Below are 18,199 nucleotides of genomic sequence, written 5' to 3'. Positions count from 1 at the left end.
CCATGCGTAACATCCACATCACCATTGCGGCCCTCGCCAGCGCGAGCGCCATCGCGATCACCGCGCCGGCCTTCGCGCAGGACGCGCCCGCGCCCGAACAGGCGGCACAGCCGGCGGACAATTCCGACATCATCGTCACCGCCCAGCGCAAGGCGGAGAAGGTGACCGAGGTGCCGATCTCCATCACCGTGGCCAATGCCGCCCAGCTGGAGCGGCAGCAGGTCAACACGATGAACGACCTCAACCGCATCGCGCCGAGCCTGGAGATCCAGCAGGCGCCGGGTCAGAATACCGGCGGCGGCGGGTCGATCCGTGGCATCGGCACCCAGACCTTCTCGGCCGGCGCCGTCGCCTCGGTCGGCGTGGTCGTCGACCAGGTGAGCCAGGGCAACGCCAATATCTCCGATCTGTTCGACGTCAGCCGGATCGAAGTGCTCAAGGGACCACAGGGCACGCTGTTCGGCCTCACCACTTCGGCCGGCGTCATCAACATCACCACCAATGCGCCCGATCCGACCGGCTTTGCCGCCCGCGTCCGCACCGAACTGTCCGACGCCGGCACGCTGGGGTCGAAGTTCGGCAACCAGATCGTGCAGGGCATGGTCAACATCCCGCTGGCACCCAATGCCGCGATCCGCCTGTCGGGCGTCGCCAATTTCCGCCAGGGGCCTAACCGCAACGCCAGCACCGGCGATTATAATGACACCGATCGCTACGGCATTCGCGGCCGCCTCCTGTGGGAGCCGACCGATCGCCTGACCGTCAATGTGATCGGCGACTATACCAAGAGCCGGATCGAGAATGGCGGCGACTTCTTCACCTTCGTCAAGACCAGCGGTCCGGGCACGGCGCTGGGCGGCCTGCTGGCCGACACCACCGGCATCATCGCCCGGCTTGCCAGCTGCGGCGTGACGCCAGGTGAGGGCAATCGCGACTATTGCAGCGACGACAGCTATGTCGGCCATACCGAAAATTATGGCGGTTCGCTGCAGGTCGATTATGAGGCCGATCCCTTCACCCTCACCTCCATCACCGCCTATCGCAAGTCGAACGAGACCGGCTATGGCGCGGCGAGCAACGTGTTCCGCGGCGATCCGCTGGAATTGCAGGTCGCGAACGGCCCGACCAACCGGCGCCTGAGCCTCTTCACCCAGGAATTGCGGGTCAGCTCGCCTGCCGACCAGTTCCTGGAATATACCGCCGGCGTCTTCTATTCGAACCAGAAGCAGACCCGCGATCCCGAAACGCTGGCCGTGTCGGTCGTGCCCTTCCCCGGCCTCGTCATCCCGATCGTGCGCAACCCCGGCGCCGACATCGATATCCAGGATGAATCGCTGGCCGTGTTCGGCCAGGGCACCTTCCACCTGTCGCCCGCACTGCGGCTGATCGCCGGCGGTCGCTACACCACCGATCGCCTGTCGATGGACCGCTACGACTATTTCACCCCGGCCGATCCGTTCAGCCGCACGGTGCTGGACGTCCAGAAATTCTCCTGGCGACTGGGCGCGCAATATGACCTGGCCAACGACACCATGGTCTATGCGACCGCCTCGCGCGGGTTCAAGGGCGGGCAGATCGCCATCCCCTCGGCCCCGGCCAAGCCCTTCGTCGTGCAGCCGGAAATCCCGACCGCCTATGAACTGGGCCTCAAGAGCACCCTGTTCGGCGGCTGGGTCGCGGACCTCAACGTCTTCTACAGCAAGATCAAGAATTTCCAGGCGCAGCAGTGCACGGTGGACAGCACGGCGGTCATTTCCTGCGTCCAGACCAACATCAACGGCGTGAAGTCGCGCGGCGCGGAAATCAACTTCTTCGGCAAGGTCTTCGACGGCCTGTCGCTCAACACCGGCTTCATCTATGCCAAGGCGACCTATCCGGGCGGTTTCATCGGCACCGATGGCACCAATATCGGCGGCAGCCAGCTTGCCTATGCGCCCAAGTACAAGTTCACTTTGTCGGGCGAATATGAAGCGCCGGTGACGAGCCGCCTGAAGGGCTTCCTGGCGGCGGACACGGTGTGGAAGTCGAAGGTGCGCTACGAAGCCAATTCGAACGACGAAACCACCTTCCGTTCGCACTGGCTGGTCGGCGGCCGCATCGGCCTGCGCACCGATGACGATCGCTACAGCGTCGCGATCTTCGGTCGCAACCTGTTCAACGTGCATGAGCCCTCGCTGATGCAGAGCGACTTCCCCTACACCACCGATCAGGGCGAGCAGAATATCGGCGCCATCTATGGGCCGCAGTCCTTCCGCCAGATCGGCATCAGCCTGGACGCGAAATTCTGATCCTCCTGAGGCGGGGCGCCGCTGGTGGCGTCCCGTCTTTTTTCCTAATCCTTCTGGCCAGAGGGGACATATGAAGCCGATCAGGGACGCCATCGCCGCACTGGGCACCGATCTGGGACCGGACATACTCGGCCAGTGCCGGGCGCTGTTCGATGCCGAGCAGGCGCTGCTGGCGGCGGCGATCCCGGTGTCGCAGGCGGACATCCCCTATGGTCCGGACGCCCGCCACCGGCTCGACCTCTATGCCCCCAAGGGCGATGCCCCCGCACCCATTTTGGTCTTCGTCCATGGCGGCGGCTTCCTGAAAGGCGACAAGGGCAGCGCCGACGCCTGGCCCAATGCCAATGTCGGCCGGATGGCGGCTGAGGCCGGTTTCCTTGGCGTCGTCATCAATTATCGCCTTGCCCCCGACCATGGCTGGCCCGCCGGGGCGGAAGATGTCGCGGCCGTCGTCAACTGGCTCAAGGATCATGCCGCCGAGCATGGCGGTGACCCCGACCGCATGGTCCTGATGGGCACATCGGCCGGCGCCGTCCATGTTGCGGGCTATTTGAAACTCGCCGGATCGGACGCCGTGCGCGCTGCCGTGCTGCTGTCGGGCCTCTATGGCTATACCCCACTCGATCCGCGCGACACGTTCTATTATGGCGATGCTTCGCTCTACCCGGAGCGCATGCCGCTGGAAGCCATTGTTTCGACCGACCTGCCGCTGCTGATCGCCTGCGCCGAGTTCGACCCGCCCCGCTTCCAGGCCGAGTTCCTGAGCCTGTTGCAGGACCGGCTGGCGCGCCATGGCGCCATGCCGCGCGCCTTCATCCAGTCGGGCCATAATCATTATTCCATGGCCATGCATCTGGGCACCGCCGACCGGCGGCTGTTGCAAGAAATCTGCGCCTTCGTGCGCGAAACCACTGCCTGACAATTATAATAGGAGAGACGGAACATGCTGGATCGCCGCACCCTTCTGGCTACCGGCGCCGCGCTGATGGCCGCCCCTGCCATCGCCGCGCGCAAGAGCGCCACCCCCAATTTCCCCAAGGGCTTCTACTGGGGCGCGGCCACTGCGCCGCATCAGGTCGAGGGCAATAATACCGCCAGCGACCTGTGGTTCGTGGAGAATCAGCAGCCGACCGTCTTCGCCCAGCCTTCGGGCGACGCCTGCAACAGCTTCGCCCTGTGGGAAACCGACCTCGACCTGGTCAAGGCCATGGGCCTCAACGCCTATCGCTTCGGCATCGAATGGGCACGGATCGAGCCGGAAAAGGGCCTCTTCTCCCAGGCGATGCTCGATCATTACAAGGCGGTGATCGACGGCTGCCATGCCCGCGGCCTGGCCCCCATCGTCACCTTCAGCCATTTCACCGCGCCGCGCTGGTTCAGCGCGCAGGGCGGCTGGACCAACCCGGAAAGCGCGCAACTGTTCGCCCGCTATTGCGACAAGGCGATGCGCGCGCTGGGTCAGGGCATCGACAGCGCCATCACCCTCAACGAACCCAATATCCTGCTGCTCCTGAAGCCCATGCTGCCGCCGCAGGTGTGGGACATCCAGAAACTGACGCTGGAAACCGCGGCCAAGCGGTTGGGCGTGCCCAAATATGTCTGCGCCAATGTCGCCGGCTTCGACGATCTGCCCGCGCTCCAGACCGGCCTGGAAGCCGCGCACAAGGCGGGCAAGGCTGCGATCAAGGCAGTCCGCGGCGACCTGCCGGTCGGTTTCTCGCTGGCGCTGATGGACGATCAGGCGGTCGGCGCCCATTCGGTGCGCGATGCCATGCGCAAGCAGCTCTACGGCAACTGGCTGGAGATTGCGAAGGACGACGATTTCATCGGCGTCCAGAATTATGAGCGCGCCCTGTGGGGCGACAAGGGCCGCCTGCCCGCGCCCAGGGGTTCGGCCGTCAACTGGTCCGGCACCGAAGTCTGGGCGCCCTCGCTCGGCGGCGCAGTGCGCTTTGCCCATGAGGCGACCGGCGTGCCGATCCTGGTGTCCGAACATGGCGTGGGCAGCGATGATGATGCGGTCCGCGCGAAGTTCATCCCCGAAGCGCTGGCAGGCCTAAAGGCCGCAATCGACGATGGCGTGCCGGTGCTGGGCTATTGCCACTGGTCGCTGCTCGACAATTTCGAGTGGATCTTCGGCTACAAGCCCAAATTCGGCCTGCACAGCGTCGATCCGGTGACCTTCGCCCGCACGCCCAAACCCAGCGCCGCCGTCTATGGCGCGATCGCCCGCCGCAACGCGCTCTGACCGGGAAGATCGCCATGAAGCGCCTTGTCCTGCTGTCGCTGCTGCTGGCCTCGCCCGCCATCGCGCAGATACCGACGCCGGTGCCGGCGCAGGCTCCGGCCGAACCCAATGCCATCCCGCTCTATCCCGATCTCAAGGCGCCCAAGGGCACGACCGAGAATTGGGTGCGCTTCGGCGACGATCTGGCGGTGCGCAACGTCACCGTGCCGACCATCACCCCGGTCCTGCCCGATCCGGCGGAGGCAACCGGCGCGGCGGTGATCGTCGCGCCCGGCGGCGCCTTCATGCTGCTGGCGATGGATCATGAGGGCTGGAATGTCGCGCGCTGGCTGGCCGATCATGGCGTCGCCGCCTTCGTCCTCAAATATCGGCTGAACCAGACCCCGGCCGACACGGCCAAGGCATCGGCCTACATGGGCAAGCGCATGGCGGAATCGCTCAGCGACCCCAACGTCCCGCCGACGATCAGCGAACCGCGCGCCACGCTGGATGCACTCGCCGCACTGAAGCGGGTGCGGGCAAGCGCCGGCCAATGGGGCATCGATCCCCAGCGCGTCGGCATGATCGGCTTTTCCGCCGGCGCCATGACCGTGATGAACGCCACGCTGGAGGGCAAGGGCGCGGATCGCCCGTCCTTCATCGGCTATGTCTATGGCCCGATGCTGGCGCGCAATGTCCCCGCCGACGCGCCACCGATGTTCGCGGCGATCGCCAATGACGACAGCCTGTTCCCCAATCCCTCCTATGCGCTGGTGGAAAGCTGGCGCCGGGCGCATGTGCCGGTCGAACTCCACGCCTATGAGCGCGGCGACCATGGTTTCGGCATGGGCAAGCCGGGCACGACGACCATGGGCCTGTTGCCGCAATTTCTGAGTTGGATGGACATGCGAGGCCTGCTGACCCCAAAGGCGGGACAATGACCGGCGCCGTCTCGATCCGGCGGGAGGCGGCGATCAGCGTCGGCATCAATGGCGCGTTGAGCCTGGCCTTTTTCCTCGCCCTGTTCGGCACCCAGCCGCGCCTGCTGGCCTGGGCAGCGCCGGATCGGCTGGCGCTCGATTTCGTGCCGCAGAGCATTGCCGTTGCACTGATGAGCGCGCTTGTTCCGGCGCTGATCGCGCGCAAACGGGTGGGTGGCGCCTTGCGGCCGATCCTGCTGCGCGCCGCCGGCTTTGCGCTGGCCGGTGCCGCGCTGGGCGGGTTGCTTGCGCTCGCGACCGATGGCCTGCGACCGATCGGCTGGGGCGCCGCGCTGGCTATCAAGATTGCCTATGGCGGCGTGCTCGGTGCGCTGGTCGCCAGTGTGGCGCTGCGGCGGATGCTCTCGTCCGCCCCAATCATCTGAAATGAGGATCGCCCCGATGACATTCCGTTCCCTGCGTCTCGCCATGCTGCTGGCCGGCACTGTTCTCGCCATGCCCGCCCAGGCCGACGATCTGGCCGACGGCTTCAACAATCCGCCCCAGTCGGCCCGGCCGCGGGTGTGGTGGCACTGGCTGAACGGCAATGTGACCAAGGACGGGATCGACAAGGATCTCGACTGGCTGGCGCGCATCGGCATTGGCGGCGTGCAGAATTTCGACGCCAATCTGCAGACGCCGCAAATCGTCAAGGAACGGCTGGTCTATATGACCGATGGCTGGAAAGATGCGTTCCGCCACGCCGTCCAGACCGCCGATGCCAAGGGGCTGGAATTCGCCATCGCGGCGTCGCCGGGCTGGAGCGAGACCGGCGGCCCCTGGGTCAAGCCACAGGACGCCATGAAGAAGCTGGTCTGGGCGCAGACCGAGGTCGAGGGCGGCCAGCGGCTCAAGGGCGCCCTGCCCGCCCCGCCCAATGTGACCGGCGCGTTCCAGAGCGCGAAGTTCAGCGATCCGCTGGCGGGCGATGCGGAGATACCGGACCAGCCGCGCGCCTATGGCGAGGCACGGGTGCTGGCCTATCCGATTGCCGAGGTCGCCCTGCCGACACCCCGCATCCTGGATGCCGATGGCCAGCCGATCGCGGGCGCCGCTGCGCTCGGCGATAGCGATCTGGAAACCGTCGCCCAGATGGCCAAGGGCGATGAAGCGCATCCCGGCACGCTGATCCTCGATTATGGCACGCCCGTCACGGTGCGGTCGGCCAGCCTGTTCGTGCCCCATGCCCGGCCGCCCTTCGGCGATCCTGCCTATCGGCCGACGATCGAGGCGGAAACGGCGCAGGGATGGCAGCCGCTCGGCCGCTTCTCGCTGACCGAAGTCGCCTCCACCACCAGCTTCGCGCCCGTCACGGCGCAGCGTTTCCGCCTGGTCCTGTCGCCTAATGATGCCGCCAAGTCGCCGGGGCTGGGCGATGGCGCGCCCGGCGCGGTGATGATCGACGTGTTCGGCCGTCCATCCAGCCCGACCCTGGGCATCGGCGACCTGCGCCTGTCGGCCGAGGCGCGGATCGACCAGTTTGAAGCGAAGGCCGGCTATGCCATCGCATCCGATTATAACCGTCTGAGCATGGGTCCAACCGATGCGCCGGCGATCGATCCGGCCAGGGTGATCGACCTGACCGATCGGCTGCGCTCCGACGGCACGCTCGACTGGACCGCACCCAGGGGCACGCGCTGGCGCATCGTTCGCATGGGCTGGTCGCTGACCGGCAAGACCAACCATCCCGCCACGCCCGAAGCCACCGGGCTGGAGGTCGACAAATATGATGCGGCCGCCGTGCGCCGCTATCTCGAAACCTATCTCGCCATGTATCGCGATGCGGTCGGCGCCGACTGGATCGGCAAGAAGGGCATCAGCGCGCTGCTGACCGACAGTATCGAGGTGGGCGCATCCAACTGGACGCCGCGCATGGTGGAAGAGTTCAAGGCGCGGCGCGGCTATGATCCCGTCCCCTTCCTGCCGACCCTGACCGGCGCAGTCGTGGGATCGGCCGCGCGCAGCGACGCCTTCCTGCATGATTATCGCCAGACGCTGGCCGACCTGCTGGCCGACGCCCATTATGGCACGGTGGCGAAGGTCGCGCATGAGCATGGCCTGACCGTCTATGGCGAGGCGCTGGAAAATGGCCGGCCGGTGCTGGGCGACGACCTGGCCATGCGCGCGCATACCGACGTGCCGATGGCGGCGATGTGGACCTTCAATCGCGGCAGCGCGCCGCGCCCGACCCTGATCGGCGACATGAAGGGCGCGGCGTCGGTCGCCCATATCTATGGCCAGAATATCGTGTCGGCCGAGAGCATGACGTCGGCCTTCGCCCCCTGGGCCTTTGCGCCGGCGGACCTCAAGCGCGTGATCGACCTGGAATTCGTGTCCGGCGTCAACCGGCCGATCGTCCACACCTCCGTCCACCAGCCGGTGGATGACAAGGTGCCGGGCCTCAGCCTCATGATCTTCGGCCAATATTTCAACCGCCACGAAAGCTGGGCCAATATGGCCAAGCCCTGGGTCGACTATATGGCGCGCACCGGCTTCCTGTTGCAGCAGGGCCGCGACCATGCCGACATCGCCTATTTCTATGGCGAGGATGCGCCGATCACCGCGCTGTTCGAACATGGCGTGCCGACCGACCTGCCCAAATCCTACGCCTATGACTTCGTCAATGCCGAGATTTTGGCGACCAGGGCGTCGGTGCAGGATGGCGACCTGATCGCCGGCAGGGCGCGCTACAAGGCGCTGTATCTGGGCGGATCGAGCAAGGTGATGACGCTCGCCACCCTGCAGCGCATCGCCGCGCTGGTCGAGGCTGGCGCCACCCTGATCGGCACCGCGCCCGAACGCGCGCCCGGCCTGCAGGATGATCCCGCCGCCTTCCGCGCGCTGGCGGCGAAACTGTGGAGCGGCCAGCCGGTCGGCAAGGGCAAGGTGATCGCCAGCGCCGATGCCGACGCCGCGCTCGCCGGCACGGGCATCGGCGCCGATTTCCGCGTGACCGGCAGCGGCGATGCCGGTGCCTATCGCTTCCTTCACCGCGCCCTGCCCGATGGCGACCTCTATTATGTGACCAATGGCAAGGCGCAGGCCGAGCATGTCGAAGCGCGCTTCCGCGTCACCGGCCGCCAGCCGGAAATCTGGCGCGCGATCGACGGCAGCGCCGCGCCGCTGTCCTACCGGACCGAAGGCAGCGACACGGTCATCCCGCTCGATGTCGGGCCGGAGGACGCCGTCTTCATCCTGTTCCGCAAGCCGGCGCAGGCCCCCAGCCGGACGATCGCGCCGGCGGCGGTGAAGCAGGTCGCCACCCTGTCGCAGCCCTGGACCGTGCGCTTCCAGCCGGGGCGCGGCGCACCGGCCGAGATTGCGATGCCGACGCTGACGGCGCTCGACAAGAGCAGCGATCCGGGCGTGCGCTATTTCTCGGGCGAGGCGACCTATACCAGCAGCTTTGCCCTGCCCAAGGGCGCCAGGCCCGGTGCGCCGCTGTGGCTTGATCTAGGCAGCGTCGGTGACGTCGCGGAAGTGCGGGTCAATGGCCAGGTCGCGGGCACGAGCTGGTTCGCCCCCTATCGGCTGGACGTCGGCAAGCTGGTGAAGCCGGGCCGCAACGCGATCGAGGTGAAGGTCGCGAACCTGTGGGTCAACCGCCTGATCGGCGACCAGCAGCCCGGCGCGGACAAGATCAGCTTCACCGCCGCCCCCACCTATCGCCCCGATGCGCCGCTGCGTCCGTCGGGCCTGATCGGGCCGGTCACGCTGTCGGCGGAACAATAAGCAGGGGCCGCGCGGATGCTCGCTTGAACGCGGGAAAGTCGCCGCCTATCAGGCGGTCATCATGACCGACGATCAGCAGAGCATCCGCGCCATCCTCGACCGGCTGCGCGCCCCGGCGGGTAATCCCGTGGCCCGCGCCCGCTGGCTGGTCGAACGGCAGGTGCCCGAAGCGCGGCGCGGCCCCGGCTGGGACCGGCACTGGCGGGAACTGGAAGCCTATCTGGACAGCCCGGTCAGCTGGTCGGGCAATCGCGATGCGGACGGGATCGAGGGGTGGGACGATGACGTCTGACCGGCTGATCGACATGATGATCGCGCGGCTGGTGATCGCCCATGGCAAGAGCAAGCATCATTGGCGCAAGGCGATCGGTCCGGTCCGAATCTACAGCCGCGCCACCCATCCCCATTGCAACTGGGCCTTCACGCCGAGCGGCACGGCGGGCGAGATATCGGTGATCGAGACGCTGCTGGACGACCTGCATCTGCGCCATCCGCTGATCGATCGGTAAGCCCGCGCGGCGCTTGAGCGTCGCAAGGTGCTGATGCGCCAGCATCACTGCACCCTGTCAAAAACAAAGGGCGCGGACGGCTTGTCACCATCCACGCCCCCTTGCGACCCCGAAGGGATCGGAATCAGCCGGCGAGCTGCGTTTCCAGTTCGCCCAGCACGCGGTAGCAGTCGAACACCTTGGCGACCGAGCTGTTGGGCTCACGGCCCTCGCGGATCGCGCTGATGAACTCGCGGTCCTGCAGCTCGATGCCATTGTTCGAGATGGCGACGCCAGCCAGGTCGATCGGCTCTTCCTTGCCGTTCACCAGATCGTCGTAGCGCGCGATATAAGTGTCGGTATCGCCGATATAGCGGAAGAAGGTGCCAAGCGGCCCGTCATTGTTGAAGCTCAGGGACAGGGTGCAGATGGCGCCGGTCTCGCTCTTGAGCTGGATCGACATGTCCATGGCGATGCCCAGTTCCGGATGGATCGGCCCCTGCATCGCATGGGCGGCGACGATCTTGCCCGCCTGATAGGCGAACAGGTCGACCGTATGCGCGGCATGATGCCACAGAAGATGGTCGGTCCACGACCGCGGTTCGCCCTTGGCATTGATGTTCTTGCGGCGGAAGAAATAGGTCTGCACGTCCATCTGCTGGACGTTGAATTCGCCTGCCTGGATGCGGTTGTGGACGAACTGGTGCGACGGGTTGAAGCGGCGGGTATGGCCGACCATGCAGACAAGGCCGGTTTCCTTCTGCTTGGCGAACACCGCCTGCGCATCGGCCCAGCTGTCGGCGAGCGGGATTTCCACCTCGACATGCTTGCCCGCATTCATGCAGGCGATCGCCTGTTCCGCGTGCATCTGGGTCGGCGTACACAGGATCACCGCATCGACATCGTCACGCGCCAGCGTCTCGTTGAGATCGGTCGTCACATGGCCGATGCCATATTTCTCGGCGACCTTCTTCGTCGCCTCCAGTTCGCGGCCGATGATCGAGGTGACGGTGACGCCATCGATATTCTTGAGGCCATCAAGATGCTTTTCGCCAAAGGCGCCGGCACCGGCGAGGGCAATACGCATGCTATTCTCCATCTAAAGCCCCTCCCTGGAAGGGAGGGTTGAATAGAGACACCTGTCTCTATTCAAGGGTGGGTGCCTCCGAAGGAGGCTCGCTACGCTCGCACCCACCCCCGGCCCCTCCCTGGAAGGGAGGGGAGGCACGAGTGCGAACCGAAATTCAGTCCGTCGGTTCGAGCACCAGGTGCCCGACCGCGGTGTTGGAAGCGGGAACATGATAATGGCGGTGCAGCGGCTGGACCTTGTCGCCCAGCGCCCCGCGCATGATCAGCCACATGACCATCTCGATCCCTTCGGACCCGGTCTCGCGCAGATATTCGATATGCTCGATCGCGCGCAGCGCCTCGCCATCGTCGCTCTGGCTCATCAGGTCGAGGAAGCGATTGTCCCACTCGGCATTGATGAGCCCAGCGCGCGGCCCCTGGAGCTGGTGGCTCATGCCGCCCGTGCCCCAGATCTGCACGTTGAGATCCTCGGGGAAGCTGTCGACCGCGCGGGCGATCGCCTCGCCCAGCCGCCAGCAGCGATTGCCCGACGGCGGCGGATAGGTAACGACATTGACCGCCACCGGGATCACCCGGCACGGCCAGGCGTCGGGCTGGCCGAACATCAGGCTCAACGGCACGGTCAGGCCATGGTCGACATCCATCTCGTTGATGATGGTCATGTCGAATTCGTCGAGGATCAGGCTCTGGGCGATATGCCAGGCCAGGTCCGGCTCGCCGATCACGTCGGGCACCGGGCGCGGCCCCCAGCCCTCGTCGGCCGGCCTGTAGCGCTCGCCGCAGCCGATCGCGAAGGTCGGGATGATCTTCATGTCGAAGGCGGAGGCATGGTCATTATAGACCAGGATCACGACATCGGGCTTTTCCTGCGCGATCCATTGCCGCGACCAGTCATAGCCGGCGAACAAGGGCTGCCAGTAAGGCTCGGCGGTTTTGCCCAGATCCATGGCAGCGCCGATGGCGGGCACATGGCTGGTGGCGACGCCGGCAGTGATGCGGGCCATCAGCGTTTCTCCTTGATGGAGCGGACACCCTGAGGCGAGCGGCCGCCGGCGATCATCATCGCCTGATAGTCTTCCGGGCTCATCCCGGTCATGGTGCCGACCGCCTGCAGGAAGCTGAGGCCGTCGGTCGAGAACACCTTGGCGAGGAAATAGATGTTCCCGCCCAGGTCCAGGCAGCGATTATAGTCGCGGTCCAGGATCGCCTGTTTCTGCGCCTCGGTCATCGGCCATTCGTCGATATAGGCGCGCTCGCCGGCCAGCCAGCGGACGCGGTTTTCCGCCTTCATCAGGCTCATCGCGAACTGGTTCATCCAATAGCCCTGACGCGCCCGCGCCGCCGTGTAGACGCGGGTGCCGGGAATATCGTCGAACTCGGCGAGATATTCGTGGATATCGATGCTCATCTCATCCTCTCTTGGAAATCCATCCCCCGGCCCTTCCTTCCAACAAAGGACCGGGGGATGGACTCGCCCCTCCGCGGGGATCGCTTACAGGCCGCGCGCCTTCAATTGCGCGTCGAGCCGGGGGAAGACCCGGCGGGCATTGCCCTCGAAGATCGCGGCACGCTCGCCCTCGCTGATGTCCAGCGCATCGACATAGCGCTTGGTATCGTCGAAATAATGGCCGGTGGTGGGATCGATGCCGCGCACCGCGCCGACCATTTCCGACCCGAACAGGATATTCTTGTTGTCGATCACGTCGGCCAGCAGGTCGACGCCGGGCTGATGATAGACACAGGTGTCGAAGAAGATGTTGTTCATCAGATGGGTCGACAGGTCGGGTTTCTTCAGCATGTCGGCCAGACCGCGATAGCGGCCCCAATGATAGGGCACCGCGCCGCCGCCATGCGGGATGATGAACTTGAGGGTCGGGAAGTCCCTGAACAGGTCACCCTCCAGCAACTGCATGAAGGCGATGGTGTCGGCCGCGATATAATAACCGCCGGTCGCGTGCATCGCCGGATTGCAGCTGCCCGACACATGGATCATCGCCGGCACGTCCAGCTCGACCATCTTCTCGTAGAAGGGATACCAATATGTGTCGGTCAGCGGCGGATGCTGAAAATGGCCGCCGCCCGGATCGGGATTGAGGTTGCAGCCGATGAAGCCCATGTCGACGCAGCGTTCCAGCTCGGCAATGCTGTTGGCCATATCCGCCTTGGGCGACTGTGGCAGCATGCACACGCCGACGAAGGTTTCGGGGAACAGGCCGACGACGCGCGCGATCAGGTCGTTGTAGCGCATCGCCCATTCCTTCGCCACCGCCGCGTCGCCGACATGAGGGGCCATGGCCGAAGCGCGCGGCGAGAAGATGGTGAGGTCGGCGCCACGTTCCTTGATCAGGCGCAGCTGGTTCGCCTCGATCGTCTCGCGGATTTCGGCGTCGCTGATGTCGGGATAGGCGGGGGCAGGCACGCCTGCCTTGAACGCCGCCTTCTGCTCCTCGCGCCAGGCATCATGCCCCTTGGGCAGCACGGTATAATGGCCGTGGCAGTCGATAATCATGGTCATGCCGCGTCGGCCTTTCCTGTCTGTTCTGCTCTTGCTTGGATGATGCTGTCGATCTTGGCGCCCAGCCCTTCGGGCGGCGTCTTGAGGCCCAGCGTGCCGATCGCCTGCTGACGCTCGACCGTGCCGCGCGTCATCGCGGAACCGGTGCCAAGGCCGTCGAGCGTCTTGACCACCTCCGCCATCTCGGCCGCGCGGCGCAGCCCGTGAACCATCATGCGGTCGAAATTATAGTCGGCGCGAATGTCCCAGGGCCGCGGCTTCTCGCTGGCGTCGAGCGATCCGATCACCTCGTCCAGCACGCCCGCCGCATCGGCCGCCAGCATGCATTCGGCGGTCAGCGCCTCCAGCCCCTTGACCATCACCGACCGGATCATCTTGATCGCCGACGCCCGGCCGACGGCCTCGCCGACGACGCGGATATTGGTGAAGCCCAGCCGGGCCAGCCCTGCTCGCGCCGCATCGGCATGGGCGCCGCTGACCAGCAGCGGCACGTTCAGCCGGGCCGGATCGACCGGCGCCATGACGGCGACATCGACATAATGGCCACCGGCCGCCTCGATCGCGCGAGACGCCGCCTGCTTGGTCTGGGGCGCGACGCTGTTGAGATCGCAATAAAGGACGCCGGGCGCGATATGAGCGGCGGCAGCCTGCGCCACGGCGAGCGCCTGGTCGGCGGTGACGAGTGACAGGATGAAAGTGACAGGCGCGACGGCATCGGCCAGCGTCGGCACGGCCCGGACGCCGGCTCGGGCACAGCGCGCCAGCATCGCATCGCGGGTGGCGCCAACATCCGTCTGGATATCATAGACGCGGGCCGCGTCGATCCAGTCCCCCGCCATCGCAAAGGTGGACCCCGCCTCGCCAAATCCGATCAGACCGATTTCCTGCTCCATGGCGGGTTGGATGACGGATCATGTCTGATGCCGCCAATCGAATCCGCTGGATCAGTATAAGATTTTACGAATTCATATGTACCGCAGCCTGATCGATCGCAGCCATGAACTGCTGCTGTAGCCGGGTCGGGCGCCAGTCGGCCCGCGTGGTGAGGCTGATGTTCCGGCTGATCGCGCCGGGTGCCGGGCCGATATCGATCAGCAGCCCCGCCTCCAGCTCCAGCGCCAGTTGATCGTGCGACAGCAAGGTCAGATACTCCCCGCCGACCAGCAATTGCCGGATCGTCATCACCGATCCGCATTCGATCGGCACCGCCGGCAGACCGCCGCCCAGCGCCGCGAACATCGCCTGCCACAATTGGCGCAGCGGCGTGCCTTCCGGCGGCAGGATCCAGGGATAGCGGCGCAGCGCATCGGCGTCCCAGCCCGCCGCCAGCGCATGGCCGTGCCGCGCCAGGATGGTCGGTCGATCCTCGAACAAGGGCCGTTGCGTCAGGTCCAGCGCCATCGCCGGATCGCGCAGCGCGCCAACCATCATGTCGATTTCGCCATCGCGCAGCGGGCCGACCAGTTCGGCATGCGATCCTTCATGCACGCTGATGTCGACCAGCGGGAAATCGGCGCGGAACCGTGCGATCGCATCGGGGATCAGGCGCGCGCGCGACAGCGGCATGGCGCCGACCAGAATGCGCCCGCCCTCCTGCCCGCGCAGGTCGGCCAGATCCTCCAACCCCTGCCGCAATTCCGCCAGCGCCAGCCGCAGCCGCTGCGCCAGCACCGTCCCCGCCCTGGTCAGCATCACGCCGCGCCCGCGCCGGTCGACCAGCCTTTGCCCCAGCGCCAGCCCCAGATCGCCGACCGCGCGATGCAGCGACGGTTCGGCCACCCCGGTCGCCACTGCCGCCGCTGCATAGCTGCCGCCGCGCGCCAGGGCGACGAAGGCGCGCACCTGCGCCGCCGTCACCCGATTGCTGCCGATCAGGCGCAGAGCCGCATCGATCCGGGGCTTCAGCCGTTCCGCCGGCTCCAGCGCGACCATGCCGCCGGGCTGGCGCGCGAACAGCGGCAGGCCCAGTTGCGCCTCCAGCTTGGCGATCCCCTGGGTCACCGCCGGCTGGGTCAGGTTGACCGCGCGCGCCGCCAGGCTGACGCTGCCAAGCTCCACCACGGCCGCCATCGCGGCGAGATGACGGATATTGAACTGGTCGGGGTTCATGTCCAACACTTAGCAAAAATTTATGCACTGGTTCCAGTTCGGATTTGAGCATCGCGCTGCACCTGTCCACATCGCTGTCAACTTATGCGCTAGGAGAAGGCTTGATGTCCGGCATTGTCGTCCAGAATATCGAACGGGCGGACCTCGCCGTCATCGATGGCCTCGCCAAGGCGGGCGTCGCCACCGTCCATGAAGCCCAGGGCCGCAAGGGCCTGCTCGCCCCCTATATGCGCCCCATCTATCCGGGCGCCCGCATCGCCGGCAGCGCGGTGACGATCTCCGCCCCGCCGGGCGACAACTGGATGGTCCATGTCGCGATCGAACAGTTGAAAGAAGGCGACATATTGCTGCTCGCCCCGACCAGCCCCTGCACCGACGGCTATTTCGGCGACCTGCTCGCCACCTCCGCCCAGGCACGCGGCTGCCGTGGCCTCATCATCGACGCGGGCGTCCGCGACGTGCGCGACCTCAAGCAGATGAACTTCCCGGTCTGGTCCAAGGCGGTCCACGCCCAGGGCACGATCAAGGGCACGCTGGGATCGGTCAATATCCCGGTCGTATGTGCCAATGCGCTGGTCAATCCGGGCGACGTGATCATCGCTGACGATGATGGCGTGTGCATCGTGCCGCGCGCCGACGCCGCCGCCGTGCTGGAAAAGGCGCAGGCCCGCGAAGCCGCCGAGGAAGCCAAGCGCGTCCGCCTGGCCGCCGGGGAACTGGGCCTCGACATCTATAATATGCGCCCGCGCCTCCAGGAAATGGGCCTGAAATATGTCTGATGGCCAGACCAGCACCCGCGTCATGTGGATGCGCGGCGGCACGTCCAAAGGCGGCTATTTTCTGGCCGAAGACCTGCCTGCCGACAGCGCCGCGCGCGACGCCTTCCTGCTGCGGGTCATGGGATCGCCCGATCCGCGCCAGATCGATGGCATGGGCGGCGCCGATCCGCTGACCAGCAAGGTCGCGGTCGTCAGGAAATCCGATCGGGAGGGCGTCGATGTCGACTATCTCTTCCTCCAGGTGTTCGTCGATCAGGCGATCGTCAGCGACGCGCAAAATTGCGGCAATATCCTCGCCGGCATCGGCCCCTTCGCGATCGAGCGTGGCCTCGTCGCCGCGCAGGACGGCGAGACCCGCGTCGCCATCTTCATGGAAAATACCGGACAGATCGCGATCGCCACGGTGCAGACGCCGGGCGGCAAAGTCCGCTATGATGGCGAGGCGAAGATTGACGGCGTGCCCGGTAGCGCCGCCCCGATCCCGCTGGAATTTCGCGATACCGCCGGCTCCTCCTGCGGTGCGCTGCTGCCGACTGGCAACGCCTTTGACGAGGTCGAGGGCGTGCGCGTCACCCTGATCGACAATGGCATGCCCTGCGTCGTGATGAAGGCGCAGGATGTCGGCATCACCGGCTATGAAGACCGCGACACGCTGGACAAGGACGTGGCGCTCAAGGCCCGGATCGAGGCGATCCGCCTCGCCGTCGGCGAACGGATGAACCTGGGCGACGTCAAGGAAAAGTCCGTGCCCAAGATGATGCTGGTCGCCCCGCCGCGCGATGGCGGCGCGGTCACGGTGCGCAGCTTCATTCCGCATCGCGCCCATGCCTCGATCGGCGTGCTCGGCGCGGTCAGCGTCGCCACCGCCTGCCTGATCGACGGATCGCCCGCGGCCGAAGTCGCGTCGATCCCCGACGGCAATCGCAAGACACTGTCGGTCGAGCATCCCACCGGCGAGACGACCTGTGTCATGGAACTGGACGAGAGCGGCGCGGTGATCAGCGCCGCCATGCTGCGCACCGCGCGCAAGCTGATGGATGGAGAGATTTTCGCATGACCGCCCCCGAACCTGGTCGCATCATCAGCTGGCACGGCAATCCCTCCAAGCCGCGCTACACGCCGCCGGCCGGCGCGATCGACGCCCATTGCCATGTGTTCGGCCCGATGGCGCAATTTCCCTTCAGCGCGAAGGCGAAATATCTGCCCGAGGATGCCGGCCCGGACATGCTGTTCGCGCTGCGCGATCATCTGGGGTTCGACTGCAACGTCATCGTCCAGGCCAGCTGCCACGGCACCGACAATGCCGCGACGCTGGACGCCATCGCCAAGTCGAACGGGAAGGCGCGCGGCGTCGCCGTGGTCGATCCGGCCATTTCGGAGGCCGATCTCGCCGCCCTTCATGAGGGCGGGGTGCGCGGCATCCGCTTCAATTTCCTCAAGCGCCTGGTCGATGACGCGCCCAAGGACAAGTTCCTCGAAGTGGCCAAGCGCCTGCCCAAGGGCTGGCATGTGGTGATCTATTTCGAGGCCGACATCCTCGAAGAACTGCGCCCCTTCATGGACGCGATCCCGGTGCCGCTGGTGATCGACCATATGGGCCGCCCGGACGTCAGCCAAGGCCCTGATGGCGCCGACATGAAGGCATTCCGCGCCTTCCTCGACAGCCGCGACGATATCTGGTTCAAGGCCACCTGCCCCGACCGGCTCGATCCGACAGGCGATCCCTGGAACGCCTTTGCCGATGCGGTCGCGCCGCTGGTCGCCGACTATCAGGACCGCGTGCTGTGGGGCACCGACTGGCCGCACCCGAACATGCAGGATGCGATCCCCGATGACGGCCATCTGGTCGACATGATTCCGCGCATCGCCCCGACCGAGGCATTGCAGCGCAAGCTGCTGATCGACAATCCGATGCGGCTCTACTGGCCCGAGGAATTATAAGGCCACTACCCATTTCTACACAGGACCGGCCGCGCCATCGGGGGCGGCCGG

17 protein-coding genes are annotated in these 18,199 nt (G+C 66.1%); 11 read left to right on the top strand and 6 right to left on the bottom strand.

Annotation, left to right across the window (positions count from 1 at the left end; genetic code table 11):
• The first annotated feature begins 2 nt into the window (after window positions 1-2).
• The 8 genes from N6H05_RS08865 to N6H05_RS08830 all read left to right on the top strand — a co-directional run bounded on the left by N6H05_RS08865 (window position 3) and on the right by N6H05_RS08830 (window position 9,736).
• Window positions 3-2,288: a TonB-dependent receptor gene (locus N6H05_RS08865; protein WP_284113527.1), complete on the top strand. Its 2,286-nt coding sequence runs from the start codon at window positions 3-5 to the stop codon at window positions 2,286-2,288.
• Window positions 2,289-2,358: 70 nt separating this feature from the next.
• A complete protein-coding gene (locus N6H05_RS08860) occupies window positions 2,359-3,207 on the top strand; it encodes an alpha/beta hydrolase (protein ID WP_284113526.1) in 849 nt (282 codons plus the stop codon).
• Between the two features lie 24 nt (window positions 3,208-3,231).
• Entirely contained in the window at window positions 3,232-4,536 is a 1,305-nt protein-coding gene (locus N6H05_RS08855; protein WP_284113525.1) for a family 1 glycosylhydrolase, read from the top strand.
• Between the two features lie 14 nt (window positions 4,537-4,550).
• Window positions 4,551-5,456 carry an alpha/beta hydrolase gene (locus N6H05_RS08850; RefSeq protein ID WP_284113524.1) on the top strand — a complete coding sequence of 302 codons (906 nt, stop codon included), beginning with the start codon at window positions 4,551-4,553 and terminating at the stop codon, window positions 5,454-5,456.
• A complete protein-coding gene (locus N6H05_RS08845) occupies window positions 5,453-5,881 on the top strand; it encodes a hypothetical protein (RefSeq protein WP_284113523.1) in 429 nt (142 codons plus the stop codon). Before N6H05_RS08850 ends, N6H05_RS08845 begins: the two co-directional genes overlap by 4 nt.
• Before the next feature lie 16 nt (window positions 5,882-5,897).
• On the top strand, window positions 5,898-9,227 hold the full coding sequence (locus tag N6H05_RS08840) for a glycosyl hydrolase (protein WP_284113522.1): 3,330 nt from the start codon (window positions 5,898-5,900) through the stop codon (window positions 9,225-9,227).
• Window positions 9,228-9,288: 61 nt separating this feature from the next.
• The gene (locus tag N6H05_RS08835) at window positions 9,289-9,519 is read left to right on the top strand and encodes a hypothetical protein (RefSeq protein WP_004208426.1); all 231 of its coding nucleotides are present in this window, start codon (window positions 9,289-9,291) and stop codon (window positions 9,517-9,519) included.
• Window positions 9,509-9,736, top strand: coding sequence for a hypothetical protein (locus N6H05_RS08830; protein WP_010338905.1), 228 nt, complete (start codon window positions 9,509-9,511; stop codon window positions 9,734-9,736). Before N6H05_RS08835 ends, N6H05_RS08830 begins: the two co-directional genes overlap by 11 nt.
• 124 nt (window positions 9,737-9,860) lie before the next feature.
• Here N6H05_RS08830 and N6H05_RS08825 read toward each other — a convergent pair whose 3' ends face one another.
• From N6H05_RS08825 to N6H05_RS08800, 6 genes are all read right to left on the bottom strand, one after another.
• Complete coding sequence (locus N6H05_RS08825) at window positions 9,861-10,802, bottom strand: Gfo/Idh/MocA family oxidoreductase (RefSeq protein WP_284113521.1); 942 nt, start codon at window positions 10,800-10,802, stop codon at window positions 9,861-9,863.
• Between the two features lie 157 nt (window positions 10,803-10,959).
• On the bottom strand, window positions 10,960-11,808 hold the full coding sequence (locus N6H05_RS08820) for a class III extradiol dioxygenase subunit beta (RefSeq protein WP_284113520.1): 849 nt from the start codon (window positions 11,806-11,808) through the stop codon (window positions 10,960-10,962).
• Window positions 11,808-12,212: a protocatechuate 4,5-dioxygenase subunit alpha gene (gene ligA, locus N6H05_RS08815; RefSeq protein WP_004208430.1), complete on the bottom strand. Its 405-nt coding sequence runs from the start codon at window positions 12,210-12,212 to the stop codon at window positions 11,808-11,810. Before ligA ends, N6H05_RS08820 begins: the two co-directional genes overlap by 1 nt.
• Window positions 12,213-12,296: 84 nt before the next feature.
• A complete protein-coding gene (locus N6H05_RS08810) occupies window positions 12,297-13,319 on the bottom strand; it encodes an amidohydrolase family protein (RefSeq protein WP_284113519.1) in 1,023 nt (340 codons plus the stop codon).
• Complete coding sequence (locus N6H05_RS08805) at window positions 13,316-14,212, bottom strand: NAD(P)-dependent oxidoreductase (protein WP_284113518.1); 897 nt, start codon at window positions 14,210-14,212, stop codon at window positions 13,316-13,318. The genes N6H05_RS08810 and N6H05_RS08805 overlap by 4 nt, the downstream gene beginning before the upstream one ends.
• A 64-nt stretch (window positions 14,213-14,276) precedes the next feature.
• A complete protein-coding gene (locus N6H05_RS08800; protein WP_284113517.1) occupies window positions 14,277-15,428 on the bottom strand; it encodes a LysR substrate-binding domain-containing protein in 1,152 nt (383 codons plus the stop codon).
• Between the two features lie 104 nt (window positions 15,429-15,532).
• On the opposite strand from N6H05_RS08800, the gene ligK reads away from it, so the two are divergent.
• The 3 genes from ligK to N6H05_RS08785 are packed head-to-tail and all read left to right on the top strand — an operon-like array spanning window position 15,533 to window position 18,148.
• Entirely contained in the window at window positions 15,533-16,207 is a 675-nt protein-coding gene (gene ligK, locus N6H05_RS08795) for a 4-carboxy-4-hydroxy-2-oxoadipate aldolase/oxaloacetate decarboxylase (protein WP_037520103.1), read from the top strand.
• Window positions 16,200-17,264, top strand: coding sequence for a 4-oxalomesaconate tautomerase (locus N6H05_RS08790; RefSeq protein ID WP_284113515.1), 1,065 nt, complete (start codon window positions 16,200-16,202; stop codon window positions 17,262-17,264). Before ligK ends, N6H05_RS08790 begins: the two co-directional genes overlap by 8 nt.
• Entirely contained in the window at window positions 17,261-18,148 is an 888-nt protein-coding gene (locus tag N6H05_RS08785; RefSeq protein ID WP_284113514.1) for an amidohydrolase family protein, read from the top strand. Before N6H05_RS08790 ends, N6H05_RS08785 begins: the two co-directional genes overlap by 4 nt.
• The last annotated feature ends 51 nt before the right edge of the window (window positions 18,149-18,199 follow it).

It is taken from the genome of Sphingobium sp. WTD-1 (genome assembly GCF_030128825.1).
Lineage (GTDB): Bacteria > Pseudomonadota > Alphaproteobacteria > Sphingomonadales > Sphingomonadaceae > Sphingobium.
This window is presented reverse-complemented; position numbering and strand designations above follow the sequence as displayed.